Origin of the sequence: Paenibacillus dakarensis, assembly GCF_001373415.1 — a bacterium.
GTDB classification, from domain to species: Bacteria; Bacillota; Bacilli; order Paenibacillales; family Paenibacillaceae; genus Paenibacillus_AQ; species Paenibacillus_AQ dakarensis.
In genome coordinates, this window is the sequence record NZ_CDSE01000098.1 from 15,809 (window position 1) to 33,709 (window position 17,901).

At 47.6% G+C, this 17,901-nt stretch carries 17 protein-coding genes; 7 read left to right on the plus strand and 10 right to left on the minus strand.

The window, feature by feature from the left end; genetic code table 11:
- The first annotated feature begins 38 nt into the window (after positions 1–38).
- A complete protein-coding gene (locus tag BN1234_RS21055; protein WP_054958601.1) occupies positions 39–1,355 on the plus strand; it encodes a glutamate-1-semialdehyde 2,1-aminomutase in 1,317 nt (438 codons plus the stop codon).
- Between the two features lie 93 nt (positions 1,356–1,448).
- Here BN1234_RS21055 and BN1234_RS21060 read toward each other — a convergent pair whose 3' ends face one another.
- The 7 genes from BN1234_RS21060 to BN1234_RS21090 form a co-directional block, all read right to left on the minus strand.
- Positions 1,449–2,711 carry a stalk domain-containing protein gene (locus BN1234_RS21060; RefSeq protein ID WP_054958602.1) on the minus strand — a complete coding sequence of 421 codons (1,263 nt, stop codon included), beginning with the start codon at positions 2,709–2,711 and terminating at the stop codon, positions 1,449–1,451.
- 151 nt (positions 2,712–2,862) lie between these two features.
- Positions 2,863–3,129: a hypothetical protein gene (locus tag BN1234_RS21065; RefSeq protein ID WP_054958603.1), complete on the minus strand. Its 267-nt coding sequence runs from the start codon at positions 3,127–3,129 to the stop codon at positions 2,863–2,865.
- A 59-nt stretch (positions 3,130–3,188) separates the two neighbouring features.
- On the minus strand, positions 3,189–4,049 hold the full coding sequence (locus BN1234_RS21070; protein WP_054958604.1) for an inositol monophosphatase family protein: 861 nt from the start codon (positions 4,047–4,049) through the stop codon (positions 3,189–3,191).
- A gap of 119 nt (positions 4,050–4,168) precedes the next feature.
- The gene (uvsE, locus tag BN1234_RS21075; protein ID WP_054958605.1) at positions 4,169–5,170 is read right to left on the minus strand and encodes a UV DNA damage repair endonuclease UvsE; all 1,002 of its coding nucleotides are present in this window, start codon (positions 5,168–5,170) and stop codon (positions 4,169–4,171) included.
- Positions 5,167–5,484, minus strand: coding sequence for a hypothetical protein (locus BN1234_RS21080; protein WP_054958606.1), 318 nt, complete (start codon positions 5,482–5,484; stop codon positions 5,167–5,169). Before BN1234_RS21080 ends, uvsE begins: the two co-directional genes overlap by 4 nt.
- A gap of 104 nt (positions 5,485–5,588) precedes the next feature.
- Positions 5,589–6,683, minus strand: a complete 1,095-nt coding sequence (locus tag BN1234_RS21085) for a D-alanine--D-alanine ligase (protein ID WP_054958649.1) — start codon at positions 6,681–6,683, stop codon at positions 5,589–5,591.
- 48 nt (positions 6,684–6,731) lie between these two features.
- A complete protein-coding gene (locus tag BN1234_RS21090; RefSeq protein ID WP_054958607.1) occupies positions 6,732–7,754 on the minus strand; it encodes an amidase domain-containing protein in 1,023 nt (340 codons plus the stop codon).
- 284 nt (positions 7,755–8,038) lie between these two features.
- Between BN1234_RS21090 and acnA the strand changes: the two genes are divergently transcribed.
- From acnA to BN1234_RS21105, 4 genes are all read left to right on the plus strand, one after another.
- The gene (acnA, locus tag BN1234_RS21095) at positions 8,039–10,765 is read left to right on the plus strand and encodes an aconitate hydratase AcnA (protein ID WP_054958608.1); all 2,727 of its coding nucleotides are present in this window, start codon (positions 8,039–8,041) and stop codon (positions 10,763–10,765) included.
- A 178-nt stretch (positions 10,766–10,943) separates the two neighbouring features.
- On the plus strand, positions 10,944–11,105 hold the full coding sequence (locus BN1234_RS22570) for a hypothetical protein (RefSeq protein WP_170308099.1): 162 nt from the start codon (positions 10,944–10,946) through the stop codon (positions 11,103–11,105).
- Positions 11,106–11,260: 155 nt separating this feature from the next.
- Positions 11,261–11,656, plus strand: coding sequence for a GntR family transcriptional regulator (locus tag BN1234_RS21100; protein WP_054958609.1), 396 nt, complete (start codon positions 11,261–11,263; stop codon positions 11,654–11,656).
- Between the two features lie 2 nt (positions 11,657–11,658).
- A complete protein-coding gene (locus BN1234_RS21105; RefSeq protein ID WP_054958610.1) occupies positions 11,659–12,759 on the plus strand; it encodes a DUF1648 domain-containing protein in 1,101 nt (366 codons plus the stop codon).
- 376 nt (positions 12,760–13,135) lie between these two features.
- Here BN1234_RS21105 and BN1234_RS21110 read toward each other — a convergent pair whose 3' ends face one another.
- The gene (locus BN1234_RS21110; RefSeq protein ID WP_054958611.1) at positions 13,136–13,879 is read right to left on the minus strand and encodes an IclR family transcriptional regulator; all 744 of its coding nucleotides are present in this window, start codon (positions 13,877–13,879) and stop codon (positions 13,136–13,138) included.
- Between the two features lie 208 nt (positions 13,880–14,087).
- Between BN1234_RS21110 and BN1234_RS21115 the strand changes: the two genes are divergently transcribed.
- Both BN1234_RS21115 and BN1234_RS21125 read left to right on the plus strand, forming a co-directional pair.
- Positions 14,088–15,089 (plus strand): alpha/beta hydrolase, encoded by a 1,002-nt coding sequence (locus tag BN1234_RS21115; protein WP_054958612.1) that lies wholly within the window; start codon positions 14,088–14,090, stop codon positions 15,087–15,089.
- 560 nt (positions 15,090–15,649) lie between these two features.
- A complete protein-coding gene (locus BN1234_RS21125) occupies positions 15,650–16,837 on the plus strand; it encodes a Fe-Mn family superoxide dismutase (protein WP_054958614.1) in 1,188 nt (395 codons plus the stop codon).
- 84 nt (positions 16,838–16,921) lie between these two features.
- Here the strand turns inward: BN1234_RS21125 and folE are convergent, their stop codons facing one another.
- Together folE and BN1234_RS21135 are read right to left on the minus strand one after the other, a co-directional pair.
- Positions 16,922–17,515: a GTP cyclohydrolase I FolE gene (gene folE, locus BN1234_RS21130; protein WP_054958615.1), complete on the minus strand. Its 594-nt coding sequence runs from the start codon at positions 17,513–17,515 to the stop codon at positions 16,922–16,924.
- A 50-nt stretch (positions 17,516–17,565) separates the two neighbouring features.
- Positions 17,566–17,799: a YneF family protein gene (locus tag BN1234_RS21135; protein WP_054958616.1), complete on the minus strand. Its 234-nt coding sequence runs from the start codon at positions 17,797–17,799 to the stop codon at positions 17,566–17,568.
- Positions 17,800–17,901: the final 102 nt, after the last annotated feature.

The following is a 17,901-nucleotide window of genomic DNA, read 5'->3' on the forward strand; positions in this document are numbered from 1 at the left end:
GTGGCCTGTCCTGATTCATGAAGAAAGGAAGTTCATCTATGTCCAAATCCAGAAACCGTTCAGAAGTATTGTATCAAGAAGCGCTTCAGCATATCGTCGGAGGCGTTAACAGTCCCTCACGATCCTTCAAGGCTGTAGGCGGCGGCGCACCTGTATTTATGAAACGGGCTAAAGGAGCCTACTTCTGGGATGAAGACGGGAACCAATACATTGATTATCTGGCAGCATACGGTCCAATCATAACAGGGCACGCGCACCCTCATATCACAAAAGCCATCACAGCAGCAGCCGAGAATGGAACTCTTTACGGCACGCCAACCGAGCTTGAAATTACACTGGCCAAAATGCTTAAAGAAGCAATCCCTTCTCTTGATAAGGTCCGCTTCGTCAATTCCGGCACCGAAGCCGTGATGACAACCATACGTGTTGCTCGCGCTTATACGAAACGAAACAAAATCATCAAGTTCGCCGGCTGCTACCATGGCCACTCTGATCTCGTACTCGTTGCAGCGGGGTCCGGCCCTTCCACGCTGGGCATTCCGGACAGTGCAGGCATTCCAACCAGCATTGCTCATGAAGTTATCACCGTGCCTTTCAACAGCCTGGACGGATTGCGCGAGGCGCTGGATAAGTGGGGCGATGATGTGGCTGCCGTTATGGTGGAGCCGATAGTAGGAAACTTCGGCATGGTTATGCCGGAACCCGGTTTCCTTGAGGGGCTGTGTCAGATGACACATGATAACGGATCACTTGTGATCTACGATGAAGTCATTACAGCTTTCCGCTTTCACTATGGCTCTGCCCAAACGTACGCCGGACTGGATAACCACGAAGCTATTCAGCCCGATTTGACCGCTCTGGGCAAAATCATCGGCGGCGGGCTTCCCATCGGCGCTTATGGCGGCCGCAAGCATATTATGGAGCAGGTTGCTCCTCTCGGTCCTGCTTACCAGGCAGGAACGATGGCTGGAAACCCAGCCTCCATCTCCGCAGGTATCGCCTGCCTGGAGGTGTTGAAGGCTGAAGGCGTATATGAAGAAATGGAACGCTTGACCGTGAAGCTTACCGAAGGCTTAAAGGCTTCAGCTGATGCACACGGTATTCCAGTGACCATTAACCGGATCCGCGGCTCCTTCTCCATGCACTTCTGCGACCATCCTGTAACCAACTATGAGGAAGCACAGGATACAGACGGCGAAGCGTTCGGTGCATTCTTCCGTCATATGCTGGACCGTGGCATCAATCTGGCACCGTCCAAGTATGAGGCATGGTTCCTGACCACTGCCCATACCGAGGCGGATATTGATGCAACGCTTGAAGCTGCCGAAGCTTCATTTAAGGCCATGAAAGGTTAATGAGATAAATGGATAAAGGCACAGGCTCAAGTCATCAAGACTTTTGGGCCTGTGCCTTTTTAATGTGGTGAAGATACCGAGAAAATCAATCGATTAAGGATTAATAAATACTGTTCTTAGCTTTGGATTATACTTCACATCAAACCCCAGTCCTGAAGCAAGCACTGCGAGCGGTACATATGTCTTCTGCTCTTTCCCTACCTTGTGCAAAAAGGCAGGTGTATCTATTTTGACAGCAGCTCCGTTTACGGTTACCGACTTCGAGCCAATCTTAATAATGACTTCTTTATCTCCATAGGTGATCGCAGCACTGGATGTTTTATTACTCCATACCGACTTCGCTCCGACGGCATTTACGATATCCTGAATCGCGACAAAGTTCTGATTGTTTACGATGACCGGTTTATAAGGTGTCTTCAGTTCTTTTCCACTAACGATAATTCCCATCGGCTGATTCGCTTCATGCATAACCGGCTTCGTATAATCTCCCCATATCGTTTCCGAAAAAATACGGGCCATCACTTCATAACCATACTGATTCGGATGTATGTCTTCTTTCAAAATATGAGTCATGGTCATTTCGGAGCCGATAAACTCCTTCGCCACATGAGCCACTTTGACATTAATACCGTTCGTGACAAAAGTATCCGCCACTCCGTCAATCACCTTCGTAAATTGTTCTGCCGCATTCATCAGCTTTGGATAAATAAGTTTATCCGCAATTTCCGGTACAGGCTGGTATTGGTCTGCGAGTATGATGATAGCATCCGGGTTTATACTGTGCAGATTGTTTACAACCGAAGTAACATTATCCGTATAGATTCCGAACAATTCCTGAACCCGGGAGGCAAGCTCATCCGGCTTTAACGTTCCTGCCTTGTGGATAATTTCGAACAGGTCATTGCCGCCAATCGTAATGGTAATAACGTCCGCTTCGGCAATCACCGATTTTGCTTTAGCCGCCTCAGCCCCTAACGCTGTGACACGCGGGTCCTTTAAACCCGCCTGGATATCCTCTGCTGAAACAGCCCGCTCATCCTGAATCGCCTGCACATAATGCTTCAGTCCGTCTGTTTTAAGACCGGCAATTCCCAGATTAGTGACCTCCATACGGCCATGGTACAGTCCCTGCTCCAGCAGTCGATCCACGAAGCCATAAGGCTTGGAGTTTACATCCATTCCCGGCTCGTAACCTACGGTAAGTGAATCCCCCAGCGAAACTATCCGGTATGCATCTCCTGTTGTTAACTGCTCTTTTGCTGAGACCGTTGTCCCTGCCCAAGGCCCTATTAAGAGCACAGCCATCAATATCAAGCTGGTGACAGGAGCCAGTCCCTTCCTCCAAAATTTCCGCATCATAACACTCCTTTTTTTGGTGATAATATCCAATTCGGTTTATCTATTCTATCACTCTCTTGCTGTCATAGATACATAAAACCAATAAAAAAAGCAGCTCCCCTGCAGGAACTGCTCCAGATGAATATTTCAAAAGTGTTGCTGCTTATCATTAAGAGTTACTATCCCCGGAACCTGCCGTACCATCCTCGCCCGCCCGCTTCATATATTTATCATAGCGGTCGTCAAGTTCCTTCGCCATGCTCCGGTATTTACGTGTCTCCTCCACAATAGGGTCCTGTGTCGTCTGAATACGAATCTCATATTTAGGCGGAATGAGACGGCGTCCTTCTTCTTTTTCATTCCTGGATTCCATCTCACCATCTACGAGCAGTTCACTGAGCTGATGCTCTAAATTGGGGTTCGGCTTATCATTCATTATAGACACTCCTTTATCAGTAATTGAAGAAGTTATTACAAATGATATTTCCAGCTATTTTAATAGCCTGTTGCTTCAGCCTCAGATAATGTATTTAGCAAACCCTCATGAATCTTCCCGTTTGTAGCAGCAATATTGCGAACAGACAGATCGTACGGACGCCCTTTCGTATCAGTAACCTTTCCGCCGGATTCCTGAATCAGCAGTGCTCCAGCAGCGATATCCCATGGATTCAATCCAAGCTCCCAGTAACCGCTCAGTCGTCCAGCTGCCACATATGCCATGTGCAGTGCAGCTGATCCTCCCCCGCGCAGGTTGCGCACCTTCGGCAGAAGGGCCTGGATTCCAGCCATATTGTTCGGAAGATTAAAGGAATGCTCCGTCGGGAACCCCGTAGCCAGCAGACTCTCAGATAAATCATTGTCTTTGGACACTGCTGTAGGGTTACCGTGTACATACGCCCCTTTCCCCTTCTCGGCAATAAACAGCTCATCACGGGATGGGTCATATATTACACCCAGGATGACTTCACCTTGATAGGCAAGTGCAATCGAGACCGAATAAAAAGGGAATCCGTGTACGTAATTGGTCGTTCCGTCAATCGGATCGATAATCCATACGTATGGTTCGTCCTTAACAGCCTCCAGTGCCTTGGTCAGGGCCTCAGGCCCCGGTTCAACACCTTCCTCGCCAAGAATGGCATGGTCCGGGAAATGGGTCAGAATCAGCTTTCGAATCATCTGCTCTGCCCCCTTGTCCACTTCGGTCACGAGATCCTGTGCAGAGGATTTGGTGCCAAGCTGCTTTACGGTTCCCAACTTGCTCTGAATCCATTCCCCTGCTTTTGCGGCACAATTGATCGCAACGGCAGTGTGACTCTTACTTGTAACCACGTAAGGTACCTTGTCTTTTTCATTCAATGCGCTCACTCTACTTTCCATATAAAACTTTGTTTAAGAGATTTCCAGATATCCTATTCACTTCATACGTTGAAAGCAAGGGCACGTTCCCTGCCGAAAAACCCCAGCCTGTCCAGATCTCATGGAGTGATTTCAATTGTGGCTCCATCGATGATCCGGACCCCTTCCTTCTCGTAACCTGACAGTTCCTCCATTAACGCAAACAGGGCGCCGTCCTTCTGCTTCGCTTCGATCATCACATCCAGATGCGGCGTATTCCGGGCAATTTTGCGTAAAAAGGAGAGCAGCGGTGCCACGTCCACTCCATCTGCATGACTTCGGATATCTGACGGGCTCTTCGGGCTTGAAGCATGAATTTTGGGAGGTAACGGACGCTCCGGATCAGAACCGGCCTGTGCCATGGGCGTGTTCCAGGTACTGAGTATTTCAGGCCATAGATCGCCAGGGTCTTCTCCTTCATTATTAACCCACTGGTGATGGATATCCAGCACCATAGGAACACAAAGTTTTCGGCTTACCTCAAGCGTCTCTAACGCATTGAATGTTTTATCGTCATTTTCCAGTGTTATACGCTCCTTGATGTCCGGATCAAGCTGCTGAAAATGTTCCACAAACCGTGCTGCAGCAGAAGGCTTGTCTCCGTATGCACCGCCGATGTGAATGTTATTCTTCGCCGCAGCGCTGAGTCCCAGCGCCTTCAGCATGTTCGTGTGATGTCTCAGGTCACGGATGGAACTCTCCAGCACCTCCGGTCTTGGAGTGCTCAGCACGGTAAAATGATCCGGATGAAAGGATACTCTCATCTCATGCTTGTTCACGAACCGGCCGACCTCAGCAAAGGCCTCCGTCAGTGCCGGATAAGGGTCCCACTCGCTTAAATCCGTATGTGTCGAAAGCGGAATGAGCTTGGAGGTCATTCGGTATACGCGGATATCATGAGCGATGCTATGCTTTAACAATCTCAGGGTATTATGCAGATTCTCAGCAGCCAAGCGTTCCAGCTTTCGAATCGCGGCCTCACGGTCATTCAGCTTAAGAAAGCTCTTCATCGTCATTGTTCTTGAAGGTGATGCGTTCTGAATGACCGTCGACATAGCCACATAACCAAAGCGAACAATCATGCAGGGTTCCCGAAAAACATCTCGTATGCAAGATCGGTTTGTACTCTGGATTCTTCATCCGTGAGCTTGCGGACAAGCTGCAGCTCAACAGAGGTGACCTCGCGTCCCTGGAAATTAATCTCGGCTACACTTGCAGTAATCAGAACGATCGCAACCGCTTTATTATCCGGAGTGTAGGCGATGACCTTTTGCCCTGTCGGAAACACACGAAGTCCTTCCTTCAGCATTTTTCCTCGGCCATATTCCAGAAGCTCATACAGCTCCTGATCGTTCTTAAACTTGCAAACGGAATTGAACTCGGTCTGAAATCCCATAAGCCAGCCTCCCTTTCCCGTATAAAAGATTAGAATCAAGGGGAGCCGTGTTATTCGCAGCCCCCCCTTGGTATTCATTTCCTATTTAGGTTTCATTATAACTCTTAAGCTTCATTTTCGTAAATTAATGCTTGTTTGCTGCGATAACGCTGAAGTCCCAGCTCAATCATACGATCAAGCAGTTCACGGTAGGAAACGCCAGTCTCTCTCCACAGCAGAGGATACATGCTGTAAGGCGTAAAGCCAGGCATCGTGTTTACTTCATTAATAAGAATAGCATTGTCCGAGCGGCGAATAAAGAAGTCAGCCCGCGTAATACCATTGCCCTCAATTGCTTTAAAAGCCATAATAGCAAGCTCCCGCAGCTGATCTGCCGTATCCGGCTCCACAGGAGCGGGGATCATCATCTCTGATCGTCCATCCGTATATTTTGCAGCATAATCATAGTATTCGCCAGAAGAGACAATCTCACCCGGTACGGAAGCCATTGGCTCGTCATTACCGAGCACGCTGACTTCAACCTCGCGCGCATCAATGAATTCCTCGACAATGATCTTGTTGTCAAAACGAAGTGCTGCTTCAATTGATTTTTTCAGTTCCTCGGCATTTTTAGCTTTTGAGATCCCGACACTGGACCCCAGATTCGCAGGCTTCACAAAGCAAGGATAACCCAGTTTGTCCTCCATACTTTGCAGCAGATCGTGGCTGTTCTTCTCCCACTGGGTTCTGTTGAAATAGCAGTATTTGCATTGCGGAATGTCTGCCTGTGCAAACAATTTCTTCATAACACCTTTATCCATGCCGGCAGCCGAAGCCAAGACGCCAGTTCCAACGTACGGGATATCCGCCATTTCGAAGAGCCCCTGGATCGTACCGTCCTCGCCAAAAGTACCGTGAAGAAGCGGGAACATAATATCAACTATGCTCTCCTCGCTGCCATACAGCCTGCTGAATACAGCATTCAGCGCAGCCTGTGTGCCATCCCCGTTCTCAAGCTTTAACTCCGCTGCATCCGCGAACGGAGCGGAAAGCTTGCTGCCTATTCTCCACGTTCCCTGCTTCGTGATATAGAAAGGAATAATATCATATTTATCAAAATCGAAAGCGTTCATGACGGCAAAGGCCGTTGAAAGCGATACTTCGTGCTCTCCCGATTTACCACCATAAACTAAGCCTATTTTTAATTTGTCCTGTCCCATTCGGAAACCTCTCTCTTTTATACGAATTGCAGCAATCATGCTGTCCTTCTAAAAATAATCAGGAATATGGTAAAAACGGTACACTGTATTCTCGTTCCAGGCATAAGAATCACGGTAATCCCAGTAACGGTGCCTGCTGCTGACCGTATGTGCATTCACCAGCGGCATACCTCCCGCGTCAAAAGCCGTCACAATGGTGCTGTGCTGAAATGCTCCGTCACCATCCCAATCATAGACGATGACATCTCCGAGCATGAGCTGTTCCGGCCGCTCTACCATGTCCGCTCTTAAACCTGAAGTGTTCGTGTTCAAATACCGGGCGAAGGCGTTGGAAACAGCCCAGCTGTAGCTCCACCACTCCCGGCTGTTCACATAACCTTTGTACCACCATCCCGCTTCTCTTTTACCAGTATAGTGGATTGGGGCTTTGCCTGCAAAGAGACATTGGGAGATGTAATTCGTGCAATCCACATCGAAAGTTGCGAACTCCGGGTTGCCTGACTCCCACCATTTATCCGCATAAGAAGCGGCAGCTTCTCTTTCATATCGTCCTGCCCGGGAATGGGTTCCTCCCGCATATACCCCATAATTAATCAAGGGTGCAGAGAGGATGGGCCTCGCGGAATCAGCTTCACCCTGCCCCATGTCCGCTTCATTTAAGGGATGGCGTTCATCCTCCAGCCTTTCTATGCCAACGATCACCCAGGAGTCACCATCGCGGACGACAGTTAAGCGTTCCCGGCTTATGATGTCCTCCTTGTGGGTCACGCCTCTTTTTTCATAAAAAAATACACTATGCAGACGAAGATCTGCTACAACATCATCCTCCGTCTCTCTAAGAATTCGCTGCAGCTTCGCTCTTGTTTCACTCTTCAGCGGGGTCACTTCTCTTTCTGCATACCAGGCATGAGTTCGAAACTGTCTCTCTGCCCGCTTCATGAGATAGTCGAGATCCGTAACAATTTGTTCTCTCAGACCGGGACCGTGCTCCACTTTACTCTGATTATATTGATCTACATAGGTATACAAAGCGTTCTTCCAAGGCCGCTGTTTTTCGGCTGCTTTAACCATCCTACTCGCCCCTTTCCGGACTTTATCGCCCGTCGTCATCCGGGAGGATATATATACCCTAATATATGAAGGAACGTGCTCCGCTATGAACCATGCTTTTCCGGCCAAAATCCCTTGTAAAATGACATGCAAATAAGCTCGCCGAAATGCGTCACTTTCCGCAAAAAATGCTTTACGTCAAGGCTTGTAAACGGTATACTTAAATTAGGTTAATTTTGAAATTCTGTTTCATCTAGTGAAACATTCTTTTTTGAAATCATTGAAATGATCAAGGAGGTTCACGTATGTCAGTAAAGGACCAATTCTCCATCTCCCGCACGCTTGAGGTGGGCGGCAAGAACTACCGTTATTACAGCTTACAAGCTCTCGAAGAGCAAGGACACGGTGATGTATCTAAGCTTCCATTCTCCATCCGGGTACTGCTCGAAGCAGCAGTTCGTCAGTTCGACGGTCGCGCTATTACGGAAGAGCATGTGAAGCAGCTTTCCAAATGGAATGAAGGCCTTGGAAACAATAAGGAAATTCCTTTCATACCGGCTCGTATCGTATTGCAGGACTTCACCGGTGTGCCTGTTGTTGTAGACCTTGCAGCTATGCGTGATACGGTTAAGAAATCCGGCGGAGATCCGAAGCAGATCAACCCGCTTGTACCTGTCGATCTCGTTATCGACCACTCCGTCATGGTTGATGCTTTCGGTACCGACCAGGCTCTTGAATATAATATGAAGGTTGAGTTCGAACGTAACGAAGAGCGCTACCGCTTCCTTCGCTGGGCTCAAACCGCATTTAATAACTTCCGCGCTGTACCTCCGGGAACAGGTATCGTTCACCAGGTTAACCTGGAATACCTCGCATCTGTAGCGGCAACAAAGACCGTAGACGGCGAAACGCTTGTCTTCCCTGACTCCCTCGTGGGTACGGACTCCCATACAACCATGATCAACGGTCTTGGCGTTGTGGGCTGGGGTGTCGGCGGTATTGAGGCAGAAGCCGGCATGCTGGGACAACCGCTTTATTTTGTAACACCTGAGGTTATCGGCTTTAAGCTGACAGGCAGTCTGGCAGAGGGCGCTACGGCGACTGACCTTGCACTGACCGTTACTCAAATGCTTCGTAAAAAAGGCGTTGTTGGTAAATTCGTAGAATTCTACGGTCCTGGTCTTGCGAATATCAGTCTGGCTGACCGTGCTACCGTTGCCAACATGGCTCCTGAATACGGCGCTACGATCGGTTTCTTCCCGGTTGACGATGAAACTCTGGCTTATCTCCGGAATACCGGACGTACTGATGAGCAGGTTGCACTCGTGGAATCCTACTATAAAGCACAAAATATGTTCCGTACGGCGGATACAGTCGATCCTGAATTTACTGACGTGATCGAGCTCGACCTCGCTTCGGTTGTACCAAGCTTGGCCGGACCTAAGCGTCCTCAGGACCGTATTGAGCTTACCGATATGAAAGAGAACTTTAACGGCATTGTCCGCACACCAATCGATAAAGGCGGATACGGTCTGAGCGATGAGAAAATCGCACAGACGGTTACCGTTGAACATAAAGACGGCACAACAAGCGAAATGGGAACCGGCGCTGTTGTTATTGCAGCGATCACCAGCTGTACGAACACCTCCAATCCAAGCGTTATGCTCGGAGCAGGTCTTCTTGCTAAAAAAGCGGTTGAGCGCGGTTTGAAAAAGCCAGGCTTTGTGAAGAGCAGCTTGACTCCAGGCTCCCTTGTGGTAACAGATTACCTTGAGAAAGCCGGACTTCTCCCTTATCTTGAAGCACTTGGCTTCTATGTAGCCGGATATGGCTGTGCGACTTGTATCGGTAACTCCGGTCCGCTTCCTGATGAAGTTAGCCAAGCTATCACAGATAACGATATGACTGTGGCAGCTGTGCTGTCCGGTAACCGTAACTTTGAAGGCCGCGTTCACGCACAGGTTAAAGCGAACTACCTGGCTTCTCCTCCGCTTGTCGTAGCTTATGCCCTGGCTGGAACGGTTAACATCGACCTTCAGAACGAGCCAATCGGTTATGATCAGAACAATGAGCCTGTTTATTTGAAGGATATTTGGCCAACGAGCGCTGAAATTCGCGAAGCGATTGGTCTGTCCGTCAGCCCTGAAGCGTTCCGCCAAAAGTACGAGAATGTATTTACAGCGAACGAACGCTGGAATCAGATTCCTGTACCGCAAGGCGAGCTGTATGAGTGGGATCCGGAGTCCACATACATTCAGAATCCTCCATTCTTCGAGAAGCTTGCAGACGGCATGAACGATATCCAGGACATTCGCCAAGCCCGTGTTCTTGCATTGCTGGGTGACTCCGTAACAACGGACCACATCTCACCAGCCGGTAACATTGCAACGAACAGCCCGGCAGGACTTTACTTGAATGATCACGGTGTTGCCCGCAAAGACTTCAACTCATACGGCTCCCGCCGTGGTAACCATGAAGTCATGATGCGCGGTACCTTCGCTAACATCCGGATCCGCAACCAGGTTGCTCCAGGAACAGAGGGCGGTGTAACCACTTATCTTCCAACAGATGAAGTGATGTCAATCTATGATGCCTCGATGAACTACCAGGCTGCCGGCCAGAATCTGATCGTTCTTGCCGGTAAGGAATACGGTACAGGAAGCTCCCGTGACTGGGCTGCTAAAGGTACTTACCTGCTTGGAGTCAAAGCTGTTCTCGCTGAAAGCTTTGAACGGATTCACCGCTCCAACCTTGTAGGTATGGGCGTTCTCCCGCTGCAGTTCCAGGAGGGTCAAGGATGGCAGAACCTTGGTCTGAACGGACGTGAAACGTTCGATATCATCGGACTCAGCAATGATGTGAAACCAGGCCAAGAGCTAACCGTTATTGCTACACGTGAAGACGGCACGAAGTTCGAGATTCCTGTTATTGCTCGGCTGGATAGTATGGTTGATGTAGACTACTATCATAACGGTGGTATCCTGCAAACTGTACTTCGCCAGATGATCGAAATGAATCAGACACAAGCATAAGTAAAGGCACTATAGCCTTAGGCAAAAGTCCCCATATCCTTGATCAGGATATGGGGACTTTTCATATTTTATAAGACCTTTCTCCTGAATTTGGAATATCCTGTTTCGACTGGCTTTATGAAGGTTAAAATTTAAAGAACTATTTAACCCGTTTATATGTCAGGAGGATATAAATCACATGCTAACCATCCATACGATGACACCGTTTCACCATCAATATCCTAAACCTCAGACGGTTAACACCACGAAGAAGGATAATAGCGCTGATAAGCCTGCATCATTTCATGATATTTTAGTGCAGAAAATGAATGAGAAGAACATACCTCGCGCTACACGTTAATACATATGGTTGCATAAAAAAGCGCCTGCATTTAGCAGGCGCTTTTTTATGTCTCATGAATTTATATCAAAATCCTCCCTTTCACCGCTTCCATTTTATTGTATTAACTGTTATAGTATAAATATAACAGTTATAACGAATGGAGGTTGTGCACGATGATCATTCAACTTGATATGCAATCAGATGTGCCTATCTATTCTCAACTAATCAATCAGATCATTGAAGGTATCGCCAGCGGCGAGCTTAAGCCCGGTGAGCCCCTCCCCTCAGTCAGAAACCTTGCATCCGATATCGGAATTAACCTTCACACCGTTAACAAGGCTTACACGTTACTCAAGCAAGAAGGATTCATTCAGATTCATCGTCAGAGAGGGGTTGTTGTAAACCCTGATGGACTTCCGGAGATTACGCCGGAGTATGAAGACAAGCGCAGCAGTCAGCTTAAACCCATCATCGCAGAAGCTATTTGCCGAGGTATGAGTCAGGAACAGCTGCAACAGATCGTGGCGGATATCCATCACGAAATAACGCACAAGAAGAAAGGAGAATAAGTATGTATGTTATTTCCGCTTTAATCATTGGGTTGATGATTCTCCCATTGCTCGCATCGCTAGCGTTCATGCCTTATTTTACACGGGAGACTTTAAGCTTTGGTATTACAGTAAGTGAGGAGACATTCCACAGCGAGCCACTGCGCAAGCTGCGCAGACAGTATGCCGGCATTAACAGTCTCGTATCTATCCTTCTCATTGTGTGCTGCCTGCTCGTCGTGTCTTTATGGCCTGAAGAGGTTTCTAAAGAAATTGCATTTACCTTCACCATTCTCGGGATCGTCCTTTTCTCCCTTATGATGAATGTTATATTCCATTTGAAAATGAAAAGAATCAAATCTAATCTTCCGACTTCTCATGACAAGCGTCAAACGCTTTCTATTGATACCCGGTTCCGGCAGCAGAAACTCGTGTTCTCTAACATCTGGTTTATTCTTCATGGAATCATTGCAGCCATTAGTGCAACCTGGACACTATCTTATTATGATCGCATCCCTGGGCAGCTTCCCATGAAGTTCGATTTCGAAGGTCATGTGACTCGATTTGCCGACAAATCGGTGCTGACCGTGCTCTTTCCAAATATCATGCAGGTCGTTATGATTGTCATATTTGCCTTCGTCAATTGGTCCATTCTAAACAGCAAGCAGCAAATCGGGCCTGGTGACCCTGCAGAATCTGCAGCCCGTAACGCAATTTTCCGCCGGAGATGGTCCTTCTTCAACATGACGGCCAGCTTCATTATCATCCTGCTCTTTTCATTTATTCAGTTCAACATGATCCTCAGCTTCAATACGGATATGTTAATCCTCGTCAGCATGCTTACGCCCGTTCTCATCATTATTGGCGTACTGGTATTAACCTTGACTACTGGACAGGGAGGAAGCCGGATCGGCCCAAAGCGAGCCCCTTCTTCTGCTCAGCCTTATGACGACGATGCCTATTGGAAGCTTGGAGGAATATACTTCAATCCGCATGATCCAGCCATTTTTGTGGAGAAGCGGTTTGGTGTTGGCTGGACTATTAATTACGCGAATAAAAAAGCATGGGCGGTTATGATTGGGCTGATTTCACTTATTCTTGCTGCGTCACTTTTATCTGCTTAAAGGTACAGCTTCGTGCCTGATTAGCTATGAAACATGCAGTTGTTTCGGCATCACTACGAATGCGGATCATTCTTCCAATCGTTGTTGCGATCCAATTTCCTAAACTGGTTTTATTAATGTTGAAATTGAATCACAAAGGCGAACGCTTCGCTTCTCCAGCATGATTCCGCCTTCTCCGTTGTAGAAAAAGTAAAAAAATCCCCCTCGTGAATACATCCGATATACCCAGATGATTTCCAATGTCTATTCTAAGGAATGCTCGTCACTACGCATAGCGCCGAACTAAAAGAAAAAAGAGACCGTCCCACAAGAGCCTAGCTCTTGTGGGACGGTCTGCTTGTTTGTGATGACGAAGCAAAGAAACGTAAATTAACACCTAGGAGATCATCAGTCCCATCTCTCTTGCCGCTTCCTTCAATACGGGTGCATATTCCGTTAGCTTATCCGCCGAGAGGCGGCTGACAGGCCCTGACATCGAGAGCGCGGCTGCAATCCTTCCGCTGCGATCCATAATCGGCACAGAGACGGCCGCTGCCCCCGGTTCACGCTCTTCGATACTAATTGCATATCCTGTCTCTACGATCTCCCTGAGCTGCTTACGGTAAAGATTTCGGTCTACGAAATCAGGCCACTCCGGAGAATTCAACAGCTCCTCCTGATCTGACGGAGAGGAATAAGCCACCAGCACCTTGCTGGAGGCTCCGACTGACAGCGGCAAACGTGCTCCCACCTGGGCAACACGGCGAATCGCTTGATTGCTCTGTACGGCCTGAATACGAATACGTTCCATTCCGTCACGAAGGTATAGACTAACCGTTTCTCCGAGCCGATCACGAAGCGACTCCATTGCCGGGAGCAGCAGGACTGCCGGATCATCACTATGAGACAGATGCGTGGAAAGCTCCCAGATTTTCATCCCTAATTGATACTTATCCGTTCGGCTATCCCGAACGACAAATCCTCTATCCTCTAGTGTGGTCATCAATCGATGTACCGTACTTTTATGCAATCCAATAAGAGAGGAAATCTCTGTTAATGCCAGTTCATGGCTCTTTGTAAAACACATCAATATATCGAGTGCGCGTTCAACTGCACGTACAGTTAATTTACGGTCTTCCATACCCGCTTGCTCCTCTCATGTTTCATTACATGAAACCCGGTTACAAGAATTATAAGAAAAAAGTGGCGGGAAGTAAACTGGAATTCTCTTTACAATTATCTTACAATCTATTAATTCACATTGACTTTACCCCATTGCAGCATTACGATAATTATAATTTTAGCGTTTACATTTTAATGAATTTCTCAATGGTAAGGAGGGGCCACTTATGAGTATAACCACTGGTAACAATGCCCCACTCGCCCAGTCACCTGAGACGACAACCGGGCTTTCCGCCCGCATGATCCGCTTCAAACATATTGTGCTTTCTCTAATCCTGTCCGTTGTATTTTTCCTTGTCTTTTGTTTTATAGCTTTGCACGCTTATATCGCTTGGGTATTGTCGAATCCAACGGTCGCACCGCTGTACTCCAATCCAAAACTGGCGAAGGAGATGGAGTATGAGAATGCTCTGTTCCATTCTATTGACGGCAAGCAATCGTTGAACGGTTGGTATATTCCTGCTGGAGAATCGACACGAACGATAATTCTAAGCCACGGGTACGGAGCTAATCGTGAAGAAACATGGATTCCTATGTATGACTTAGCACATTATGCCCATAATTTAAATTTCAATGTCCTGATGTTCGATTACGGATTTGCCTCCCAGACCAGCAAAGAAGTGGCTACCGGAGGCAAAGAGGAAAAGCGTCAGCTGCTTGGTGCTATTCAGTTGGCCAAGCAGAAGGGCGCTAAGCAAATTGTCGTCTGGGGTTTTTCGATGGGAGCAGGCACTGCCTTGCAGGCAGGCCTCGATACGAAGGATGTTGATGCCATGATACTGGACAGCACATTTTTACTGGAGCCTGACACCTTGTACCATAACATCAAGAACCAGATTGATCTGCCTCGTCATCCCTCGCTCGAAATACTGGAGCTGTTGTTCCCTGTACTTAACGGTACAAGTCTGGATCAGATTCCATATACGGAAGTAAAATCGCATGATTATCCGTTTCCGACCCTATTCATCCATGGAACGAATGATGATAAAGCCCCCTATCCAATCGCTGAAAAAATTGCTTCCAATCAGACTCATCCCGATTCCGATTCGTGGATTGTAGAGGGTTCTCGACATGAACTCATATTCCGGGAACATCCGCGTGAATATTTACGCAGGGTGTCTACGTTTCTCGGGAAATTAGAATCCCCGGACAACCCGTCAGCTCAATAATTAATGAATATTAAAGCCTGCGGAAACTTATCTGAAGTGCACTCCTTAAAATAGACATTGGAAAACCTCTTGGTATATCCAGTGTGATTCTAGGGAGTGCATTTTTTATGCTAGCGAAAAAGGTCAGCAGTTTAAGCACTATCCAAAGCCCCTTAAGTCAGAGGCTGTATAGTTACATGTTGATAAGGGCTAGAGCTCTGCGAAAGCTAAACAAGTTGAACGCTGTAGAGTACAGGAAACATCTTGTAGGTTAAGAGAACTTAGAGAATCATTCTACAACGGAGAAGGCGGAATCATGCTGGAGAAGCGAAGCGTTCGCCTTTGTGATCCAATTTCAACATTATTAAAATCAGTTCAGGAAATTGGATCGCAACAGCGATCGGAAGAATGATCCGCATTCGTAGTGATGCACGAACTTGCATAGGTGTTTTTAATGTCTTCAAATTGGGGGCTTGAGCAATCACAATCGCTGCAGGCTTTTTTCTGCTCAGCATTTCATAAACAGACCGGGGGTTGAATATAGTTCCATAATGATGAATGAGATGGGAGGAACAGAAAGCATGTTGTATATTTACGGAGCTATGCTCCCGGCAAGAATATTAGAAGAAATCAGATTCTGGAAGCTTCAAGAAATGGAGCATACCGAAGTAATCCAGGCTATCATACCTACCCTTGAAGCTCCTTATGTGAAACTCCTCAATGAGTGGAAGGTCGTATTTGGCGAAACGGAAAAAGCAGCAGACCAACTGCTCCAGCAGGTGCTAACCACTTCTGGCCCTCTCTCCCCACAGCTTATCGCCCACATTGAAATCCTGCTGCGCGTCTCGCTGGAACAATCTAAGGAGTTCATACGTCAGCTGTACATTATCAAAGACAACAGCCCCGCTGCTAAACAAACTCCCCTTGCTGATACCGTTCTGCTGCACATTATCCGGGAATCCGAATACTTTATCGAGGTTCTCGAGCATCTTGGCCATTCAGGAGAAATTCAGCGGCTGATGACTCAACCCAGCCACATGACTGCTGCTCTACAAGCATCCGATTCTACTCCGTTAACTCAACAAGAAGAAGGTGACGCGGTCATACTACACAGTGTGTCTTCATCTTACCCGAATCCTCAGCCTGTCCCGATCGGCGGACATCGTCTCCCTCCTCTTCCATACCCCTATAATGCACTTGAACCATACATTGATGAGAAAACGATGCGGATCCATCATGACAAACATCATCAAAGCTATGTCGACGGACTCAACAAGGCAGAGAAAAAGCTGGAGGAAGCACGAAAGACCGGAGATTTCGATCTGGTTAAACACTGGGAGCGCGAGCTTGCTTTCAATGGCGCGGGACACTACCTGCACACTATATTCTGGAACACCATGAATCCGAAGGGCGGCGGCACTCCTGGAGGTGAACTAGCGAAGCAGATTCACAAGGATTTCGGCAGCTTCGAACGGTTCAAGAAACATTTTTCAGAAGCAGCTGACAAGGTAGAAGGCGGCGGCTGGGCCATACTGGTCTGGAGCCCCCGCAGTCATCGCTTGGAAATTCTACAGGCAGAGAAGCACCAGAACCTGTCCCAGTGGGATGTCGTTCCTATTCTGCCTCTGGATGTATGGGAGCATGCTTATTATTTAAAACATCAAAATAATCGCAAGGATTACATCAAAGACTGGTGGAATGTCGTCTACTGGCCTGAAGCTGAGAAGCGTTTCGAGCAAGCAAGAAAGCTGATGTGGGAGCCTTATTAACCTATGCTTGCTGCCCGCGCAAAAAAGGCTCCGCCAATTGCTGGCGGAGCCTTTTCTATAAACAGTCAATTCAAAATGCTGTGCCTAATCTTTAATCAAGGACAAGAACTCAGCACGCTGAGCCGAATCCGTCTGGAATGTACCGCGAACCGCAGAGGTAACCGTCTTGCTGCCCGGTTTCTTCACCCCGCGTGCACACATGCACAAATGTTCTCCTTCCACCACAACCATAACGCCGTGTGGCTGAAGCACTTCAACCATAATATCCGCGATTTGGGATGTAATGCGCTCCTGCACCTGTAAACGGCGAGTGACCGCCTCTACCAAGCGTGCGAGCTTGCTTAAACCTGCAATTTTGCCGCTAGGAACATAACCGATGTGTACTTTACCGAAAAACGGTGCCATATGATGCTCACACTGACTGTAGTACACGATGTCCTTCACAATAACCAATTCCTCATGCTGTTCGTCAAAGGTGACGCCTAGCACTTCACGAGGATCAACTTCATATCCGGCAAAAATCTCCTCATACATCCGTGTCACGCGGGCAGGTGTTTCAAGCAATCCCTCACGTTCGGTATCTTCACCGATGAGCTTGAGAATCTGTTCAACGTGATATTCAATTTGCTCACGATGTTCCCCAACTTTATTATTCACATAATCTTTTACGCCCGCCACGGTATATCCCCCTTCCCGTTCAGAAAAAACGGTTTTACTGTATAGTGCCTTTATTTACGCTTGCGCGACTGGCCTTTGCCCTGCATTGGCTGATTTTTCATCATCTGTTGTGCACGCTGCATCTGTTTTCCGTTCAGATTGTACCCCATCTGTTTAGCCATCTTTTGCAGCATTTGTGGGTCATTCTGCATCTTCTCCATCTGTTTGCGTAGATAGAACACACCGATAAAGAATCCACCGACCAAGCCCACAATTAATGTAATAATCGGAATGACAATATTCATCACTTGACCACCTTTATTTAATTCTAATATTTACCATTTAATGGCGCATATACGAACCTATCATAGCATGTACTTTTCAGGACAGCAAATGAAATAACAGGA